This is a genomic window from Candidatus Amarolinea dominans (genome assembly GCF_016704685.1).
In the GTDB taxonomy this organism is placed as follows: Bacteria; Chloroflexota; Anaerolineae; order SSC4; family Amarolineaceae; genus Amarolinea; species Amarolinea dominans.
Genome location: NZ_JADIZS010000030.1, coordinates 1 through 18,935, shown reverse-complemented (window position 1 = coordinate 18,935; position 18,935 = coordinate 1). Strand labels below are relative to the sequence as shown.

Annotated in this window: 15 protein-coding genes; 13 read left to right on the top strand and 2 right to left on the bottom strand. The window is 60.8% G+C overall.

The window, feature by feature from the left end:
- Positions 1-15: 15 nt before the first annotated feature.
- The 3 genes from IPF85_RS18795 to IPF85_RS18785 all read left to right on the top strand — a co-directional run bounded on the left by IPF85_RS18795 (position 16) and on the right by IPF85_RS18785 (position 4,456).
- On the top strand, positions 16-2,733 hold the full coding sequence (locus IPF85_RS18795) for a CHASE4 domain-containing protein (RefSeq protein WP_343409593.1): 2,718 nt from the start codon (positions 16-18) through the stop codon (positions 2,731-2,733).
- Between the two features lie 24 nt (positions 2,734-2,757).
- Entirely contained in the window at positions 2,758-3,411 is a 654-nt protein-coding gene (locus IPF85_RS18790; RefSeq protein ID WP_343409592.1) for a response regulator transcription factor, read from the top strand.
- A 133-nt stretch (positions 3,412-3,544) separates the two neighbouring features.
- The gene (locus IPF85_RS18785) at positions 3,545-4,456 is read left to right on the top strand and encodes a trypsin-like peptidase domain-containing protein (protein ID WP_343409591.1); all 912 of its coding nucleotides are present in this window, start codon (positions 3,545-3,547) and stop codon (positions 4,454-4,456) included.
- A gap of 210 nt (positions 4,457-4,666) precedes the next feature.
- On the opposite strand, the gene IPF85_RS18780 is transcribed toward IPF85_RS18785, so the two are convergent.
- Positions 4,667-4,843, bottom strand: a complete 177-nt coding sequence (locus IPF85_RS18780) for a hypothetical protein (RefSeq protein ID WP_343409590.1) — start codon at positions 4,841-4,843, stop codon at positions 4,667-4,669.
- Positions 4,844-5,275: 432 nt separating this feature from the next.
- Between IPF85_RS18780 and IPF85_RS18775 the strand changes: the two genes are divergently transcribed.
- The 5 genes from IPF85_RS18775 to IPF85_RS18755 all read left to right on the top strand — a co-directional run bounded on the left by IPF85_RS18775 (position 5,276) and on the right by IPF85_RS18755 (position 12,002).
- A complete protein-coding gene (locus IPF85_RS18775; protein ID WP_343409589.1) occupies positions 5,276-6,367 on the top strand; it encodes a hypothetical protein in 1,092 nt (363 codons plus the stop codon).
- A 46-nt stretch (positions 6,368-6,413) separates the two neighbouring features.
- On the top strand, positions 6,414-7,031 hold the full coding sequence (locus IPF85_RS18770; RefSeq protein ID WP_343409588.1) for a hypothetical protein: 618 nt from the start codon (positions 6,414-6,416) through the stop codon (positions 7,029-7,031).
- A gap of 1,078 nt (positions 7,032-8,109) precedes the next feature.
- Positions 8,110-8,355 (top strand): hypothetical protein, encoded by a 246-nt coding sequence (locus tag IPF85_RS18765; RefSeq protein ID WP_343409587.1) that lies wholly within the window; start codon positions 8,110-8,112, stop codon positions 8,353-8,355.
- 1,952 nt (positions 8,356-10,307) lie between these two features.
- Entirely contained in the window at positions 10,308-10,508 is a 201-nt protein-coding gene (locus IPF85_RS18760; protein ID WP_343409586.1) for a hypothetical protein, read from the top strand.
- Positions 10,509-10,775: 267 nt separating this feature from the next.
- Positions 10,776-12,002, top strand: coding sequence for a hypothetical protein (locus tag IPF85_RS18755; RefSeq protein ID WP_343409585.1), 1,227 nt, complete (start codon positions 10,776-10,778; stop codon positions 12,000-12,002).
- On the opposite strand, the gene IPF85_RS18750 is transcribed toward IPF85_RS18755, so the two are convergent.
- On the bottom strand, positions 11,978-12,115 hold the full coding sequence (locus tag IPF85_RS18750) for a hypothetical protein (protein WP_343409584.1): 138 nt from the start codon (positions 12,113-12,115) through the stop codon (positions 11,978-11,980). The genes IPF85_RS18755 and IPF85_RS18750 overlap by 25 nt on opposite strands.
- Positions 12,116-12,642: 527 nt before the next feature.
- On the opposite strand from IPF85_RS18750, the gene IPF85_RS18745 reads away from it, so the two are divergent.
- From IPF85_RS18745 to IPF85_RS18725, 5 genes are all read left to right on the top strand, one after another.
- Positions 12,643-13,008: a hypothetical protein gene (locus IPF85_RS18745; RefSeq protein WP_343409583.1), complete on the top strand. Its 366-nt coding sequence runs from the start codon at positions 12,643-12,645 to the stop codon at positions 13,006-13,008.
- 985 nt (positions 13,009-13,993) lie between these two features.
- The gene (locus IPF85_RS18740; protein ID WP_343409582.1) at positions 13,994-14,305 is read left to right on the top strand and encodes a hypothetical protein; all 312 of its coding nucleotides are present in this window, start codon (positions 13,994-13,996) and stop codon (positions 14,303-14,305) included.
- 890 nt (positions 14,306-15,195) lie between these two features.
- On the top strand, positions 15,196-16,104 hold the full coding sequence (locus IPF85_RS18735) for an AbrB/MazE/SpoVT family DNA-binding domain-containing protein (RefSeq protein WP_343409581.1): 909 nt from the start codon (positions 15,196-15,198) through the stop codon (positions 16,102-16,104).
- A gap of 2,040 nt (positions 16,105-18,144) precedes the next feature.
- The gene (locus tag IPF85_RS18730; protein ID WP_343409580.1) at positions 18,145-18,405 is read left to right on the top strand and encodes a hypothetical protein; all 261 of its coding nucleotides are present in this window, start codon (positions 18,145-18,147) and stop codon (positions 18,403-18,405) included.
- Positions 18,406-18,551: 146 nt separating this feature from the next.
- Complete coding sequence (locus IPF85_RS18725) at positions 18,552-18,749, top strand: hypothetical protein (protein WP_343409579.1); 198 nt, start codon at positions 18,552-18,554, stop codon at positions 18,747-18,749.
- The last annotated feature ends 186 nt before the right edge of the window (positions 18,750-18,935 follow it).

Genomic DNA, 18,935 nt, shown 5'->3' with positions numbered 1-18,935 from the left:
GGTAAATGCAAACACATGTCGCTGCGTACTAAAGTCATTCTGGCGTGGGTTATAACGACCGTCGCACTGTTTGTGGTGCTGTACGTGGCGTTGTCGCGCATTCTACTCAGCCAGTTTCTCCAACTTGAGACGCTCAACACCCTCAATCATGTGCAGCGCGCCCGGCAGGCGCTCGACAATGAACTCGAGACCTTGCGTGCCACCACAACGGACTGGGCGTCTTGGGACGATAGCTATGAGTTCATGCAAACCGGCAGCGAGGATTTCGTTGACTCCAATCTGATGCCTGAAACTCTGGAGACGTTGCGTCTGAATATTCTGCTCTACGTGACCCCTGCCGGCGCTGTTTTCCGCGGTCGAGCCTATGATTTGCAGACTCGCCAACTGCTCCCACTGCCTGCCGATCTGTTGGCGCAGCTGCCGGCCCTGCATCAACTGACGCTCTCCGCACCTGGCGGCCCCATGAGCGGGCTGCTTGTGTTGCCCGAAGGCCCCCTCATCTTCGCCGTCCAACCCATTCTGACCAGTCACGAGCAAGGCCCGCCGCGCGGCGCCCTGCTGATGGCGCGCTTTCTCGATGCGCCGCAGGTGGAGCTTTTGAGCGACCTAATCCAGGGCTCTGTCACGGTGCAATCCATCCAGCAAGCGGACCCGTTGCTGCCGGCCGCCACGCTGCACACCCTGCTGGACACACCGGGCACAGTCATAGTGCTGCCGCTCGACGCCCAGACTGTGACCGGCTACGTTGCCCTCACCGACATCTACGGCAGCCCCGCGCTCTTGCTGCGCGTGTCCAATGATCGTGAGATCTACCAGGCCACCTTGATCACGGTGCGCCTCATCGGGCTGGCGCTGCTCCTGATCGGCATCGTCTTCGGCGTGCTGGCTGTGATCTTGTTGGAACGAGTTCTTCTCACACGCGTCTCCCGGCTGGCCGCGGATGTCCATGCGATCGGTACGGATGACGCCACGCTTGCGCTGCGCACCGGCGTCACGGGCAGCGATGAGTTGACTGGGCTGGCCCGTTCGATCAATTCGATGCTCGATCGCCTCGCCGCGTCGCACCAGGCACGCCTTGACAGCGAGGCGCGCTACCGCAGCATGGTCGAACAATCGTCCGAAGGCATCTTATTGGTGGATGTGCAGACGCGGGCCATCATGGACGCGAATCCCCGCGTCTGCGAGCTGCTGGGCTACACGCCGGCCGAGATCTGCACAGTGACCCTCTACGACCTGGTGGCGCTTGCGCCTCCAGCGCTAGATGCCAACATCGAACGGGTGCTGACGAGCGGACATTTTCATGTCGCCGAACGTCATTACCGACGCCGCGATGGGACGCTGATTCCGGTCGAAGTGACGGCGGTACTCCTGCAGATCGAAAATCGCCAGGCCATTTCCGTCATGTTGCACGACATCACGCAGCGCAAACAGATGGAGCTGGTGGCGCGCGAGCAGCAAACGCTGACCGAGGCCCTGCGCGACACCGCCGCCGCGCTCAGCAGCACGCTCGATTTCGATGAGCTGCTCGACCGCATTCTCGATAACGTCGGCAAAGTCCTGCCCCATGACACGTCTGAGATCATGCTCATCACCGGCGACATCGCCCAGATCGTGCGTGTGCGCGGCTACAACGAGCCGAATCAGGCGGCATTTGTACTGAGCCTACGCTTTCGCGTCGAGGAAACGGCCAATCTTCGCCACATGCTGCAAACAGGGCTTCCGTTAGCCATTCCTGATACGCGCACCTTTCCAGGATGGGTTGCTCTGCCAGAGATCGCCTGGCTGCGCTCCCTTGCCGGCGCGCCGATCCGCCGCAAGGGCGTCATGGTCGGTCTCGTCACCGTAGGCAGCGCCACCGCCGGCTTCTACCAACAGGCCCATGCCGAGCGCCTGCAAGCCTTCGCGGACCAGGCCGGCGTGGCGATCGAAAATGCTCACCTGTATGAAGCCGTACAGCAGCACGCGGCCGAGATGGAAGAACGGGTGGCCGAGCGCACGCACGCCCTGCTGGAGGCAAACGTCAAACTGCAGGAGCTCGATGTCATGAAGAGCCAATTTGTCTCCAACGTCTCGCACGAACTGCGCACCCCGTTGGCCAACATCAAACTCTACCTGACGCTGCTGGCAAGCGGCAAACCCGAGCGGCATGCGCAATACATGACCACCCTGCATCGCGAAGCCAACCTGTTGCACCGTTTGATCGAAGACCTGCTCCAGATCTCGCGCCTGGATCTCGACAAGACAACGCCGATTTTGGTCCCGGTGGATGTCAATCACCTGCTCATCACCCTGGCGCAGGATCGTGAGCCGTTGGTGAACGAACGCGGCCTGGCCCTGCATCTGTTGATGAATGCGGCTCCCCTGTGGGCGCAGGCCGATAACCGCCTGCTGATTCAGATACTCACCACCTTGATGACCAACGCCATGAACTACACAGCGGCCGGCGGGACCATCACCCTGCGTTCATTCGTCGCACAGTCAGCCGGCGCCGAATGGGTCTGTGTGGCGGTCAACGATACCGGCCCTGGAATTCCGGCTGAGGAACAGGCCCAGGTATTCAATCGGTTTTTCCGCGGCCAGGCCGCCTTGCACAGCAAGGTCCCAGGCACCGGGTTGGGACTGGCCATCTGTCAGGAAATCGTCAAACTGCACGGCGGCCACCTCACCCTTGACAGCCAGGTGGGCCAGGGCAGCACCTTCACCGTCATGCTCAAGCCGGCGCTGTCCCCGTGATGCCGCGGACCATCAGGATTTGTCATGCCACCTGAACTGCGGGTCGTGATCATCGCCGATGATCCCCTGGCGCGCATGGGCCTGGCCGCGCACCTGGCCGGTGAACCAGGCTGCCAGGTGATCGGCCAGGCGCCTGCCGATGGTGAACTGGCGCTGGCGCTGGCCGTCTATCGCCCGGACGCGGCGCTGTGGGACCTCGGCTGGGATCCGCAGCGACCAGCCCTCCCTGGCGGCAAATCGGCTCTGGAACAGCTCACTGACCTCGAACGCCCTCAGATTCCGATCGTCGCCCTGCTGCCGGATGCCACGCATGCCCCCGCGCTGTGGGCAGCCGCTGTGCGCAGCCTGCTCTTCCGCGACGCTGCCCCTGCCGTGATCGTCGCTGCGCTGGCCGCGGCCGCCGCCGGCCTGGTCGTGCTCGATCCTGCCCTGGCTCCCGCGCGGGTCGTGCCCGGCGAGCGCTCCCACGTCGCGCTGTTGGAGGAGCTGACCCCCCGTGAGTTGGATGTCCTGCGGTGCCTGGCCGAGGGTCTGCCCAACAAAGAAATCGCCCGCCAACTCGCCATCAGCGAACACACCGTCAAGTTCCACGTCAACGCCATTCTGAGCAAACTGGGCGCCCAGGGCCGCACCGAAGCCGTCGTGCGGGCCACGCGCCTGGGGTTGATCAACCTCTGACCTGATCTTTTTTCCAGGTCGCGCCCTCATCAAGCGGGGGATGCCTCGCCGCGCCGTTGGCGCGATCCTGAGCCTGTTCGTACCGACGCGATGTCGGCTATGACTTGTGGATCGTGACAAAGGAGACTATCAGATGGCTTCAGTTTTACAGGATTTTTCGGATGCGTTGGCGCTCACCGTGGAGAGGACCGGGCCGGCGGTGGTGCGTGTGGAAGCGCGGCGGCGCTTGCCCGCGACCGGCATCGTCTGGTCGGCCGCCGGCGTGATTGTGACGGCGCACCATGTGGTCGAGCAGGATGACCATGTGGGCATCGGCCTGCATGACGGGCGCACCCTGTCGGCGCGCCTGCTGGGGCGTGACCCAACCACCGATGTGGCGGTGCTGCAGGCGCAGATCGGCCAGGGACAGCTGCCCCTGACTGTGCCAACCTGGGCCGATCCGGCCGACCTGCGCGTGGGACACCTGGCGCTGGCGCTGGGGCGTCCTGGTCAGCGTGTCCTGGCCACCTTCGGCATCATCAGCGCGCTGGGCGAGGGCTGGCGCACACCGGCCGGCGGTGAAGTTGACCACTATCTGCAGAGCGATGTAGTCATGCTTCCCGGTTTTTCTGGCGGCCCCCTGGTGGATGCGGCCGGCCACATCATCGGCATGAACACCTCCGCCATGCTGCGCGGCGTCAGTCTGACCATCCCCGCGCCCACGCTGCGCCGCGTCGTAGAGACCATCCTCTCGCATGGCCACGTGCGCCGCGGCTACCTCGGCGTCAGTGCGCAGGCCGCACGCCTCCCGGCCCTGCTCGCTCAGCAGTTGCAGCAGGAGAGCGGTCTGCTGCTCGGTTCCGTCGAGGCCGATGGCCCGGCCGACAAGGCTGGCCTTTTCATGGGCGACACACTCATCAGCCTGGATAACCAGCCGGTGCGGCATCTCGATGATCTCATGGCCCTGTTGACCGGTGAACGGGTGGGGCGGCCGCTGTCGGCGCGCATCGTGCGTGGGGGCCAGGTGCAAACCCTCGATGTCGTCATCGGCGAGCGCAGCGCGTAGGTTCGAACGAGCGGATTTGGATCACGAAGCCGCGAAGTGACGCGAAGGCGGTCGCAGAAACGGCTTTAGCCGTCACTACGAACTGCCTGGCAACTTACGCCGCCCACTAGTGGTCCAAGTTTGCATCAGTTACCTCGGACGAACCCGGTTCGAAATGTTGTTCGCAGGACAATTACATACTGCAAGCGGGAATGGACTTCACTTTTTCGCCTAAGGAAACAGGCGCAATTCGTGCCCGCTTGCAGTATGGCATTCGCCTGGTGGCAGTACAGCCGCCAGGCTATCCTGCTGCACGGTCTCGATAGGCTGCCTGGAAACCTGGGCCATCTGTCGGACGGTGCGATAGAGCGACCCTGGCAGCTTCAAGGTGATCGTTTGACAGGTCATCGTCCGTCTTCCTCTTGGATCCTCGTCAGCAATCGGGCATCGCCAACCGGGTTATAGCACGGTGAGCGAGTAACCGGTAAACCGGTCAGCAAATCCAGACCTTGCACAGCAGTCTCCACCGCCGAACCCCTCACCTCAATCAAAGCCCGGCAGAGCCAGCCTGCCCACTTCCCGGCCGTCCGCGGCCCGGGAGGGGATGAGCAGCAATGAATTGCAATGCGGTTTTTCCCGATCGGTGACAGGGTTTTTGCCAGGTTGGCAGAAAGTTGACAGACCACTGAAAGTCATTCTATGTTATAATGATCTTGTCGCATGTGTATCCTGAGATTTGCTTGAGCCGGCCACCGGCATCGTCGTGGCGTCGAGCGTGCCTGAGCCATCGGCCGATCTCGACCCAATGCCCTGACTGAAACGAGAGAGGAGCAGTATCCAATGGAAACGCCAGAAACCATCACCATTCAATTGCCGTCGTTCATTACACGCCTGCGTCGCCGCGGCCGCGAGGGTTGGCAGCGCCTGGGGCGCCGGCTCCTGCCAACGCCGGGCAATGTGCTTTTCACCCTGCTGATGATCGGCCTGTTGTTGTGGGCGCAATCGGCCGGCGCGCTGCCGCTGCGCCTGCTGGGGCCGAATGTCCCTTCGACCAACACCATCGCCTACCAGGGCCGCCTCGCCGATGCCGGCGGCTCGCCCTTGACCGGCACCTACAACATCATCTTCCGCCTGTACAACGCCGCCAGCGGCGGCGCACCGCTGTGGGAAGAACAGTGGACCGGCCAGAACGGCGTGCAGGTCAGCGACGGTCTCTTCAACGTCATGCTCGGCAGCCTGACGCCCATCCCGCAGGCGGTTGTCACCGGCAACAACACCCTCTGGCTCGGCATCACCGTCGGTACGGACGATGAGATGGCGCCGCGCGTGCAACTCGGCAGTGTGCCGTTCGCGGTGCAGGCGCTGACCGTGCCGGATGGGAGTGTGACGACGGAGAAGATTGCCGATCAGGCAGTAACACAGGCGAAGCTAGGACCGGACGTTAACCTGGTGCCGCCGGATGGGAGCATCACAACCGCCAAACTGGCTGACGGGGCCGTGACAGAGCCGAAACTCGGTGTTCGCTTACCGCGACTCCTCGGGCAGAAGACCTGCGATGGTTGTGGACAACCAATTGAGTCCAATCAATTCGATTGGGTCTCAGTAAAGGGCGCAAACGCCCAGGACATCATCGAAGTTACTGCGACCACCCAAGGCGGCGTTGTCATGGTGCTAATGACAAGCAGGCATTCCCTCAGCCCGGTAGCCGAGCCGTGGTGTGGTATTTCTGTCCTTCAAGGGGTACCCAAGTCCGCTTTGCGAGCCTGGAAACAAACAAATGCGAGAACTGGCACTGATATCGGGTGTTCTGTTTCCTATGTGTTTGCCGACCTTCCCCCGGGTACCTATACGTTTCGAGCTATGGGGTACGTTTATCCTGCCACTCAGATTAAGTGGTGGTACCAACGTCAGGTGGCCGTGTTCGAGTATTAGGTGACGGTGTGAGTACATTCATTTCATTGGAAAGGACGTTAGCCACATGGAAACTCCGAAGAGCCTATTCACCGTTCTCGCAGAATGGTGGGATCAACGACAAACCTATCGCCGCACCATCAGTTCAGAGCGCAAGGCGGTTTCTTTCACCCGCCTGCTACCCACACCCGGCAACGTGATTTTTACCCTAGCGATGATCGCGCTTCTGGTGTTGGCTCAGTCCGCCGGTGCGCTGCCTTTGCGCCTCACAGGGCCAGATGCCCCTTCGACCAACACCATCGCCTACCAGGGCCGTCTCGCTGATGCGGCCGGCGCGCCGTTGACAGGAACGTACAGTATCATCTTCCGCCTTTACAACGCCGCTAGCGGCGGTGCACCGCTATGGGAAGAACAGTGGACCGGAACGAATGGCGTGCGCATCAGCGATGGCCTCTTCAACGTGATGCTCGGCAGCCTGACATCCATTCCACAAGCAGTAGTCACCGGCAACAGCACCCTCTGGCTGGGGATCACCGTTGGTACGGATAACGAGATGGCGCCGCGCGTACAACTCGGCAGTGTGCCGTTTGCCGTGCAGGCGCTGACTGTGCCGGATGGGAGCGTGACAACGGCCAAGATTGCGGATCAGGCCGTAACACAGGCAAAAGTTAGGACCGGATGTTAGCCTGGTGCCACCGGATGGAAGTATCACAACCGCCAAACTGGCCGATGGAGCGGTGACAAGCCCAAAGCTCGATTTGAGAAAGGAAGTGTCTGCCTTGGCAGCCGATAATGCTACCGTGAATGTGCCCGGGGCTGGGGTGAAGTGCTGATTCCAGGCTTGTCACTCCAACTGTCCCCTGGCTTCGTCGGCAAAGATCCTTGTTTGGATGGGTGCAACGTACGCTGTGACGCCCAGCGGTTCCTTTTACGGAACAAGGATTTATCTCGACAGCACCGAGATATCGACCGTACATGAACGCCCGCCAGACACCGAATGGCGCCCAATTGGAACACTCAGATACATTGCAGTCCCTGCCGGTGCTCATAATCTTGAACTACGTACCTATGGGCAATTTGCCGGTGCAGTCACTTACTTGGGGGCCAACCTGAACACCTGTCTTCAGTACCTTGTCTTCTCGTAGCAGAAGTTTGTGGATGTGTATGTTCTTCGGCTAACGGCGCTGAGTCTACCATCGTACGCGCCACAAGTTATGTCCAGCAAACACGCTATGCTGTGGAGGCTCAGAAGGTGTGTTTTCGATGTGCAGTTTCGCTGGCGGCGGAGTGACTTGTCGAGGGCTGTACGGGCGTGCGATGTGAGAAGGTAGGGTCGGACCAAAGCCAGCAAAAGCATGTTTGAATGTTCATCTTCATCGCAGGCGGCCCGATGTGTTAGGGCTGCAAGTCAGCTATTTATGTAGAGGAGGCTCGATCGCATGGAACACCGAGAATTCAACTTCAATGTACGAATACCTGAAGCTGCCGGGCAGGCGGCACCCGCTTGACTCGCTTCTTGCCCACTCCTGGAACGTGATCTTTACCCGGCTGATGATTGGCCTCTTGCTGTGGGCCTCGTCAGCCGGTGCGCTACCTCTGCGCCTGATGGGACCAACCGCCTTCGACCAACACCATCGCCTACCAGGGGCGTCTGGCCGATGCCAACGGCGCACCGTTGACCGGCACGTACAACATCATTTTCCGCCTGTACGCCGGTCAGTAGCGGCCCCGGGTGGGAAGAACAGTGGACCGGCACGAATGGCGTGCGCATCAACGATAGCTTGTTCAATGTGATGTTGGGCAGCCTGACATCCATTCCGCAGGCAGTGGTCACCGGCAACAACACCCTTGGCTCGGCATCACCGTCGGCACCGATAACGAAATGGCCCCGGGTTCAACTCGGCAGTGTGCCGTTTGCCGTGCAGGCGCTGACCGTGCCGGATGGCAGCGTGACGACGGCCAAGATCGCCGATCAGGCCGTGACGCAGGCCAAACCGGCCCCGACGTGAATCTGGTGCCACCGGATGGGCAGCATTTCACCGCCAAACTGGCCGATGGAGCCGTGACGACGGGGAAGATCGCCAATCAAGCCGTAACCAGTCAAAAGCAGACCGCAGCAGCGACCTACGTAGAGGACAACTCATACTTGGTTGCCCAGGGTCAGGGGCCTGTTGTTGTGAGTGAGTTCAACTTTTCTAACGTTCCTGTCGGTGATATCGTAATCATGTGTTCATTTGTTGCAGGGATTCCCAGCGGGGCAAACCCTTACGGAGCAATAATTCTATCAGTATCACCAGGAGGAGGGTTAAATGGAATGCCCACGCATATCCTGAGCACTGTCGGATCAGTATGTACTTCACGGAAAACTATCCAATTTTGGCGGCGGTTCACTAGTTATTCGCATGATATATACTGGAGAACAAGCAACAACGCAGGTTGGATCGGACGGATAACGGGGACTCAAGGTTTCGGACGCAAATGCACTGCAACATTCGGAATTTGAGGACGATGTCCGTAACTCGGTGTCGTGCAATCCCATTCGCAACATCGAGGCATTGTCTCTTGGCAACAAGGAGGCTACGATATGAGGCGTCCGAATCGCCGCAAATTGCGATATGACATTCTGACGCTGTTGCTGGCCATACTGGTGACGTTGCAACCGCCAGCTTGGTTGCAGAGCATACATCCAAAGGCAGAACAAAACGTGCCGTCAGACTGGCATACCTATACCGATCCTGACTTTGGCTGGTCAATTCGCTATCAGAATCTTGGTCTGCAAGGGTCATGTTCGAGCACTCGAACACAGCAGAGCAGGTAATTCGACGTAAGGTGGCATTGATTGGCCCAGATAACGCCACTATCTGGCTTGATAAGCTCCAGAACATGTCAGGTCATCCAGCCGAAACATGGTTTCAGACCTACAAACAGCCATTGTTTTCCAGTTCGACCGATCTCACAGTTGTTCTCGAAGCCGAATTCGATGGTCAGGTTGGCCAGAACGACACCGACTCTACGGGCACCGCACAGGTTGCTGTGGTAGCAGTCAGAGGTCGCTGCTATCGAGATTACTTACCTTGTTGCTGATGGGGCACTGCGCAGCGTATTCCACGGAGATTGAACGGACATTGAGGTGGCAATCAACAGGACGCCCATACTTCGGAGATGCCGATATTCAGAATCCATGTTGCCGTCGAGACCACTCATTGCGAACTGCTGTGGCATCAACAGTCCTGGCAATATCTGCGTGTGTTGCACCAGAGATTCGACGGTGCACAGGTAGGTAACTGCGTTTGGTGGGCCTGTCATAAAACGCAGGCGATGCCGTGCGCTGGCGACGCTAACACGTGGGACGAATGTGCGTCACGGGCCGACAAACTTGTGGATACGACCCCGGAAGCCGATCTCTTGCCGTGTGGGACACGGGCAATCATATTGCTTACGTGGAGAGTGCAAGCAGCGGCAACACGTCTCGAAAATGGATTGTTACTCCGCGAGCTTGTGGTGGAAATACAGGTTTCAATGGCGTGTCCTATAGAACCACCTCGGCATCTGGGAAGCATTTCAATGGCACAAGTGGACCGACCCCACTGCCAGTGCCTACTTGCCCCTACCTCTGGCGGCGTCATTCTCTGCAAAGACTGGCAGTACCAGTGCGCCAACGAAGGCGAGGGCGGCGGTGGGTGCGCCGCGACAGACTGGCTGGCAGAATGTGGGCGGCTTCAATGACCACGCATCCTCCGTGCGTGTCCCTTCCGGCTGGTCGGTCAAACTTTCGAGCACAGTGACCGCGGCGGCGGCTGGGCCTGCCGCAACAGCAACGACGACAACTTTGGCGGCAATCAGTTCAACAACGGCGCCAGTCTGAATGATGCTGTCTCGTCGTTTGAGGTCTTCAACGTACCGAACTGCGGCGACAATCACGCACCGAACACGCCATCTCTCCAGGCCCCTGGTGATTGGCATGTCGCCACTGACGGTCGTGCGCCGCAGTTGTTGGAACAACAACGGCGATCCCGACGGCGACTCGGTGCAGTTCTCACGCGGAGATCTACGGCAGCGCAGTCAACGCCAACAGCGGCTGGACTGGCAGCACCTGCTGGCGACCTGGCAATCTGGATGGCCAGTATTACGGTTACCAATGGCACGTCAAGGCCAGGGATAACTATGGAGCTGAGAGCGGCTGGAGCACCACCTGGCACTTCACGATTCAGCAGCCCAACCAGCCCCCTGCTATCTCCTTCCAGACGGCCAACGGCAACCCCGCCAAGGCCAGATCAGCAGCCGCGACCGCACCTGGACCTTCGCCGGCACGGCCAATGACCTGGAAGGCCAGCTCAACCGCATTGAGTTCCGCTGTGACAACTGCGACAATGCTGGCAGCGGCCCCAACCAGACCAATGGCAACACCTGGTCGCTGACGCGCACCGAGATGGCCGGTCAGAACGACGTCTACTTCGTCGCCTACGATAACCTGAATCAAAGCGCTGCCAGCCGCCATCTCGACCTGCAAATTGACCTGGCGCCGCCCGTGACGACCCTCAGCCTCAACAACGAGGCCAACCCGGCGAATTGGCCGACCTGGTTCACCACCCCAGTGACCGTGCGCCTGCACGCCGACGATGGCAATACGGGCCGGGCGCGCAGCGGAGTCAGCCAGGTGCGCTACCGGCTCGATAACGGCGGCTGGCAGACGGTCGGCGGCAGCGATGCGAGTCTTGTGGTTACCACCGACGGCAGCCACAGCGTCGAGTATTACGCCCTGGACAATGTGGGCAACCAGGAAAGCAGTCGGACGGTCAACTTCCAGATTGACCAGACACCCCCCAGTTCGCTATCCGGCGTGGTCGAGACCCACTCTGTGGTCAATGGTCAGTGGCAGCGCGATCACAACGTGGCAACCTTCACCTGGAACGCCTCGAGCGATCCCACCTCCGGGGTGTGGGGCTATCAACTCTACTTCGGCGAGGACCCCAACGGCACAGCGTATCAGACCTTCCTGGCAGCCGAGCCGCATATGTGGACCCCGCAGCCAGGCGGTCCATACCGGCAGCTATTTCGCGCGGCCGTGTGCGATGTGGCCGGTAACTGGACGCCGGGGCTTGGCTGTACAACTTCCGCTACGATGGCACCCCACCCGAGAATCCTACCGGCATCACTCACGCCGCTGGCATCGCCAACGATGTCTGGCAAAACATCACGATTATCCCCGACTCCACCCTGGCCCGCGCCGCACGACGGTGTCTGGGTATCCAGGGCTATTCCGTGTACTTGGGAGATAACCCCGCTGAACGAGCAGCAGCTTCAGCCCGGCCAACAGTTGGCCCCGCGACGCCGCTGTGTGTTGCAGTCCGCCTGTACCGGCTACCTGCGTCTGCGCAGCCGGGATAACGTCAACAACGAGGCCGAAGATTGGCCAAACCGGCTTTGTCCTGCGCTAGGACAATGCGCCTCCGATGGACAGCTTCACGATCAACGGCGAAGCACACACGGACCAATCCCAACCCTGATCACCTCGACATCACGTCTTAGGACGCCGGCAGCGGCGTGCAGGAGATGCGGATTTCGGCGACGGTGCGGCTTGGACGCCGTGGGAAACTTACGCCACGCAGCGCCCCCGGACCATCCTGGGGATCAGCCGGCAGGGTGGCCGTTGTAGTAGCAGGTGCGCGACGGCGTCAGCTTGACCTCAGACGGCGCACCTCGCACACCGTCTACCTCGGATGTCAACCCACAGCAGCCGCTTTCGCCGTCTACCGTCTCTTCGATCATGCGCTGAGACGCGGGCAGCGGCGCCTACACCTCCACCCTCTACAGCGGTTCGGGGCACCCTGGGCCAGATCCTCGATTCCCCGCGCCTTTCCAGCACCCACTACCTTTCCAGGGGGGCTACGAAGCAGGCAGCCAGGCGCTTCCCGGATTACCGAGCCGGGCCATGACGAGGCCTGTTCATCAACGGCATCTTCGCTTCCGGCAACGGCTCGCAACCCGATGACCCCGACGCTGTGCAGCTTGCAGGGTACCCTGGGCGAGCCCGGGCTTGCCCCATAACGAAACGACCTGCAGAGCCAGAATCATCGTTATCAGCCTGGCTTCCGGCGGCTGGCCTGCCGATGGGTACGCCAACGCCAACGCCAACGCCGACCCCTACACCGACGCTAACGCCCACCCTGCGCGAGTTCTCCACGGTCAGCATCAACGACGGTGACCTTCACCCACAGCACCGCGGTCACACTCCGACGCTTTGTTCACCGGGAGCGTTGTCGAGATGAAGATCAGCAACGACGGTGGTCGGCGGCGTGCTCTGGGAGCCTACGCCGGAAACCAGGGACTGGATCGATTACGAGCCACGGGCAGAGAGTGTGCTGTCGCGCCGTGTACGCCGCTTTCAAGGACGTCAACGGCGTCAGATCCATGCCACCTACTTCGATGACATCATCTCGACCCCAACCCGCCCATTGGGCAGTTGGCCGGGGAGGAGCAGTTGGTCTACGCAGCGCCAGCGGCGTGGGGCCAGCAGCCGGCAGACGGCTCGCAGCCGGCCTTTGGCGATCCCCATTGATCACGCCGCGCCCATCCCAGGTCGCTCCTATGCCAAACCGCGGCAGGATGGTGTCGGTGCCGATCTATGTGATCGCTTCGGACGAAACAGCGGCCTGGCTTGAGATGCAGATCAGCGCTAACGCCGAAAGCCCACCGATACCACCTGGGTGCCGTAATCGGCGCTCAGACCGTGGGGCCCGCGGAGGCGACGGGATCAAGACGGTTCACGCCCGCTTCCGGGTGACAGGCCGGGAATGTCTCGACCGTGCTTAATACCCAGCTTCGCGCTTGACACGCTGCCTCCCCGGCGGTCCCGCCGTTGGTCCGCGCATCATCGGGCCGGACACCGTCACCACGACGGGTCTACCTGGGCGCAGAGGACAACCTGAGCGGGGTAGAGGACATGCGGCGTAGCGTCGATCCGACCTTCGGCGATGCCCCTGGCAGCCGTGCCGCATACTATGACCGTAACTCTGGCTCAGGAAGCCGCTGACCGCCCGGCCGGTCATCACGCTCTGTGCGCAGTACCGGATGGGCCGGCAATGACTCGGAGGTTTACAGCGACACCTCCCGCCGGACATCTCGCCGCCGCTGGTATATGTCGAAGTGGCGCCCGGCAACACCCTCACTGCGCACCGTGACCATCCCGGCCTACGACGGTCTGGCCGGGCAAAGCGTCGCGGGAATCATGCGCCTGAGCAATGATCCCCCCTGCTCGACGGCGTCGCCACATGCCCTACACGCCAACCGTCGCCTGGGCCTTTCGACGAACCAGCCGTGGTCTGGGTGCAGGTCAGGACATGGTGGGCAACTGAGCGAGCCGTGGTCCCGGCCTGCGCCGCCTGGTTAGTGATCTGGCCGGTGGCGATGACCTATCACTATCGCTGACCCGCAGGCCGAAGCCAGCCGCTGGCAGCAGAGCGCCGGACTGTCTTTACGACCGCAATGGCGACAATCTGGTCACCATCGTAGACATCATGTGGTACACCGCACGATGGGGCGGCAGTTGTTCGCAGTGGCAACTGATCCTGGATGCGCTGCGACGCTTCCGGGCCGTATCGCATCCCAGGTGAGCCAACTTTCTTTGTATTAGAGGAGCATGAATCAGTGGACCGCAAGCACATCCGTTTTGATCTCGGCCTATCTCCGTGGCCGCGGTTGGTAATGGAATCGAGACGCCATGCGCCGATTCTTCCCACCCCAGGCAACGTCCTGTTTAATCTGCTGATGATCGGCCTGTCTATGCGGCTTTCATCAGCCGGAGCTGCCGCTGCGCCCTGGGCCGGTAATGTCCCTTCGACCACTACCTATCGCTCACCAGGGCCGCCTGGGCCGACGCCGGCGGCTCGCCCTGACCGGCGCCTTCACAGCATCATCTTCCGCCTTCATAACGTCGCCAGCGGCGGCGTGCCGCTGTGAAGAACAACAGTGGACCGGCCAGAACGGCGTGCAGGTCAGCGACGGTCTCCAACGTCATGCTCGGCAGCCTGACGCCCATACCGCAGACGGTTGACACCGGGACAACACTCTTCTGGCTCGGCATCGACCGTTGGCACGGACGATGAGATGGCTGCCCGCAGTGGGGAGTGTGTCGTTTGCCGTGCAGTGTTGACCGTGCCGGATGCGTGACGACCACCAAAACTGCCGATCAGGCGGTGACGCAGGCGAAATTAGGGGACGGGAGCGTACTGATCACGTCATTTGGCTTTCCACAACGTCTATGAAGCGCGCAATAGTACCGCCAAGTCTACTCACAAACACAACTTCAGCGGAAACCGGCACGTCGGTTACGATCAACTGCGAGACGGCTTGTACGGCCTTTATCCAGCATCGTTGATTGATACAGCATTCTGTCGCCAATGGACGTGTAGACGTAGTAGTCACTGCGGGCGCAGTAAACGTGTTCTCGGAATTGGGAATATCCAGTGAAGGATATGCATTTTAGCTGGTTTCTGGTAGTGGATTTATCAAACCTACCAGCAGGAACCATCTTATCTCCGTGCTCGCCTGCAGCCCCCAGGCCCATCCTGGCACATGTTATTACTACGATTCGTCAGCGGGCTACTGGGAGCACCGATGTTCTTGTCTTTGCTCAGTCATAGAGCGACAGAGGTATGTAGCGAGACAAGCGCAGTTTGAGTCTCGCTTATTTGGGGACGCTGTAAGGCGGTCGCCGCGGATGCGGTCTTCGTGCTTCCGTCGCAGGCGCGGTGAGCCCGCCTCCGCGATCCAAACACCCCCGACCGCGTGAGGGCTTGCCAACCTCCGCCAGGGTGCTAAAATGCAAGACAGGAAGGAGGACGCAGACGATGGGAAATACCTATGTTCTGACTGCCACGCGCGGGGGCGTCGGGTTGCCGGCTGCGCTTCTGAAGTCGTTGGGGCTGCGCGCCGGAGAACCGGTCCGGCTGACGACGCGTGAACAGCAGATCATCATTACACCGTTGCACCAACCGGTATCCGGCGAACTCATGGCCGATACTGCGGAAAGATTCACGGTTGACGCACTGGCAGCCGCCTTCCCGCACAGCGAGTTGGTTCGCCTGAGCCAGACGGCGCTCCAGGAGGCGCCCGCCCCTTATGATGTGGGAGAATTCGGCGAGGCGGCCCTCGAAGCCGAGCCAATCGAATTGTTTCCGTTCGATCAGGCCGGTTGTCGAGCCACGATCAGAGTAACCATGTCTGCTCCTTTTTACCTGGCGCCGCCGCCCGCCGCGACGCTGATCGGTCGTGGCGACATCTATGAGTTTGTGCCCATCCCCTGGCTTAATCCACCCGTTCATGTCCTGCGCAACTGGCAACAAGGCGCCGCCGAAGTGCAGCAGGCGAGTCGGGTCAGGGACGCTTTTCGCGTCGGCAGTCGCGACAACAAGGAATTCATCATCACCGAATGCAAGACGCGCTTCGTGGTGGTCTTCTCTCACGACGCCGAACTCAGAAAGGGCCAAACCTACGTGCTCGTCGTCCCGGTGTACACCGTCAACGACCGAGCTGACGATCCGGCCTTGCTCGATCACTTACGCCACCATCAGATTTACAACGCCTTTCACTTGCCGCCAGAGACCACTTTGCGCATCAGCGAGTCCTATGCTGACTTCCGGCGATTACAACCGCTGCACCGAGATTTCCTGGAGCCAGGCAAACGGTGCGCCAGGCTTTCACCTGCAACCATGCAAGCCATGCTGGCGCAGTTCAGCAAATTCTTGCTCCGCATCTGACCAGTAGACGCTACAACGGCGCAACTTACAAGGAGGTTTGTTGACATGGAACACAAAGAGATCAAGCTCCGCATCCCCTGGCCGACCATCCGATCGGATGGATTCAACTTCCGTCGTTTGCTGCCGACGCCAGGCAATGTGATCTTCACGTTGTTGGTCGCTGGCCTGCTGGTATGGGCTTCTTCAGCAGGGGCTCTTCCGGTGTTGTTGTATCGAGTGTCCCTTCTACCAACACCATCGCCTACCAGGGTCGTCTGGCCGATGCCGGCGGCTCGCCCCTGACCGGCGCTCACAGCATCACTTCCGCGCCTCTACAACGCCGCCAGCGGTGGCGTGCCGTCGTGGGAAGAGCAGGACCGGCACGAACGGCGTGCAGGTCAGCGACGGTCTCTTCAACGTCATGCCGGCAGTCCGACGCCCATCCCGCAGGCCGTTGTCACTGGCAACAACACCCTCTGGCTCGGCATCACTGTCGGCGCGGACGATGATTTCTCTGCGCGGTAACCGGCAGCGTACCGTTCGCCGTGCAGGCGCTGACCGTGCCGGATGGGAGTGTGACGACGGGGAGATAGTGGATGGCGCTGACTCAGGCTAAGCTGGCTGTTGTCTTCTACCGGTAACCATACCTGTCCCTAACTGCTGTTTTGATCAGACGACTAATGGGGGTGGAGCGGGGACCTCTTTCACGTGTAGTTTCACGGGCCAACTCCGGCTTCCTCTTCCTCAGTTTGCAGGGTGCTCAAAAGATGACTACCTGTTCTGCCATGTCACTTGAGCATATTTGTGGATGGTGTGAACATCAATACGGCTACCAGAGATATGCCATCCAATACACACACGACTAGCTGTCATCCTCATTTATGGCTGATACAGTAGCTATAGTAGCGGGTTTCACACGATCAGTGCCCGCATCTGGTCGGTTGGTTCGAATATCTGGCATGGTTCACCGCTGACTTGAAGCACCTTTACAATTGATCGACAAAGGTGGCCTTTTCGCACAATATAGGTTACTTCACCCTGTGACCATGGGAGGCTACCTTTGTGTCGTCATTATAATCTGTCTATGCCGCAATCGTCTGGCTTGGCTGGAGCCGATGGAGACGATCTACCAGGATGCTGGGTGCCGAGCCGGCGTTACCTGCGCGCTTCAAGCGTTGAGTTGGGCTTGTCAGCCCGGATGTACATCGCCGCGGTCGGTAACCTGCCGCCGGATGTGCGCCCCGGGGCAGCGGTTCCGGCTCAGCACGGTGTTTGACGTCAGCCGGCCCACCGTGTATCAGATTGCCGCCCAGGCGTTCCAGCAATGGCTTGAGCCGGTAGGATGGGGTAGCTGAGCCCGCAGCACCGGCGGCGGCAACCCAGAAAGCCACACGCACGCCGGTCAGCGAACGCTCTGATCAAACGGACGTTACTGGACGCTGGCTTTGCCTCGGCAAACGAGGCCTTGCGGCCGATGCAGGTTGTGTTGCAGGCCGCCTTGACGAAAGCCGCCCGGTTGGTTTCATCAGCGAATCGTTGACGAGCGCCGGTCAGCAGGCGGGTCAGCAGTGGCCAGCCTGGGATTATCGGCCCCGGGCGCGTGATTGAGGCTGAGCGACGAAACGTTTTTCCAGGGTCTGATCTTCTCCCCGGTCGAGCTGCGCCCGGCGTGATCTTGTTGGGGCCACGTTGTAAAGATCGCCTCGCCGATACCCGTACTCGCCCTGTTAGGCGCAAGACACGGGTGTTATTTATTTGGAGGCTGGTCGAAGACGCTGGGGCGCATCTTCCTGCTCCTCAAGGCCCTGGCATTTACCTGGTAGTAAATATAGACCCCATATCCTGGATTGGACCAAACGTGCGCCGCCATTCTGGACGGCGGCGCTCACGGCCCTGGCGAGCGTCTACCGCCTGGAAGACCAATTGCCCGGACGGGACAGCCGCTTTGACACTACCCATGTGTCGGTGGCTCCAGCGCGAATGCCTGATCACCCAATGCGCCACACCTTTCTGTGCTGGAGCGCATCCGGCGATGCCCTGAAATGGTCGACTGGCGGGCCGGTGACATCCGTCGACCCGGCGACCATTGCCTGGTTCTCCCTGGACGAGACGCTCCAGGCGCGGCGGCGTGGACGGCATCCTGCCGTGCGCAAGTTCGTCAGGACGCCGCGCAGCTACCAAGCTTCAGTTGTTGACTCCACTTCGACTGGCTGGCCGCCGCGCGATCCCTGGCGGCAACGCCTGGCCGCCAACGTGCCGACACCGGCGGCGCAAGTCTGCTTCGAGCGCACTGTCGCCCGAGTTTCGGCGCTTTTACGATAAGGCGTATCAATGGCCAACACCGGCGCGCGCCTGATGCACGAGGCGACCGACTTGGTCGCACCAGCTGGTCGCTGACCAGCCCGCTTATCGCCAACTGGCCGCGGGACCCGACGGCGCTCCCGGACGGCACCCCGCATGCCAGCAGCTTGATCGAGACCATCAACGGCATCGTGAAGACTTACTTACAGGCGCGCCAGGCCTTTCGCAATCCGGAGACGGCCCAGGCCTATCTCAATTTGCTCGTGCTCTGGCACAACATGCGCAGCTTTCAGCGCGGCAAGCGCGCCGGCCATAGTCCCTTCCAGGGGCGAATATTCACCCCTGGCACCGACGAGACTGGCTAACCCTGCTCGGCTATCCTGCCGCCTGAGGGCGATCGGTCCCCGACACGACATCGACTCCGTGGTGCGCCTTTGTACGCATCTATGCGGTTGCGGTTCTGACCGGCTGTCCTGCACAAGGTCGGTCTCGAGCAATTTGTGGGGTTAGTGTCGAGGCCCGGTTGATGCCTCAAAGTGAACCATGCCGAA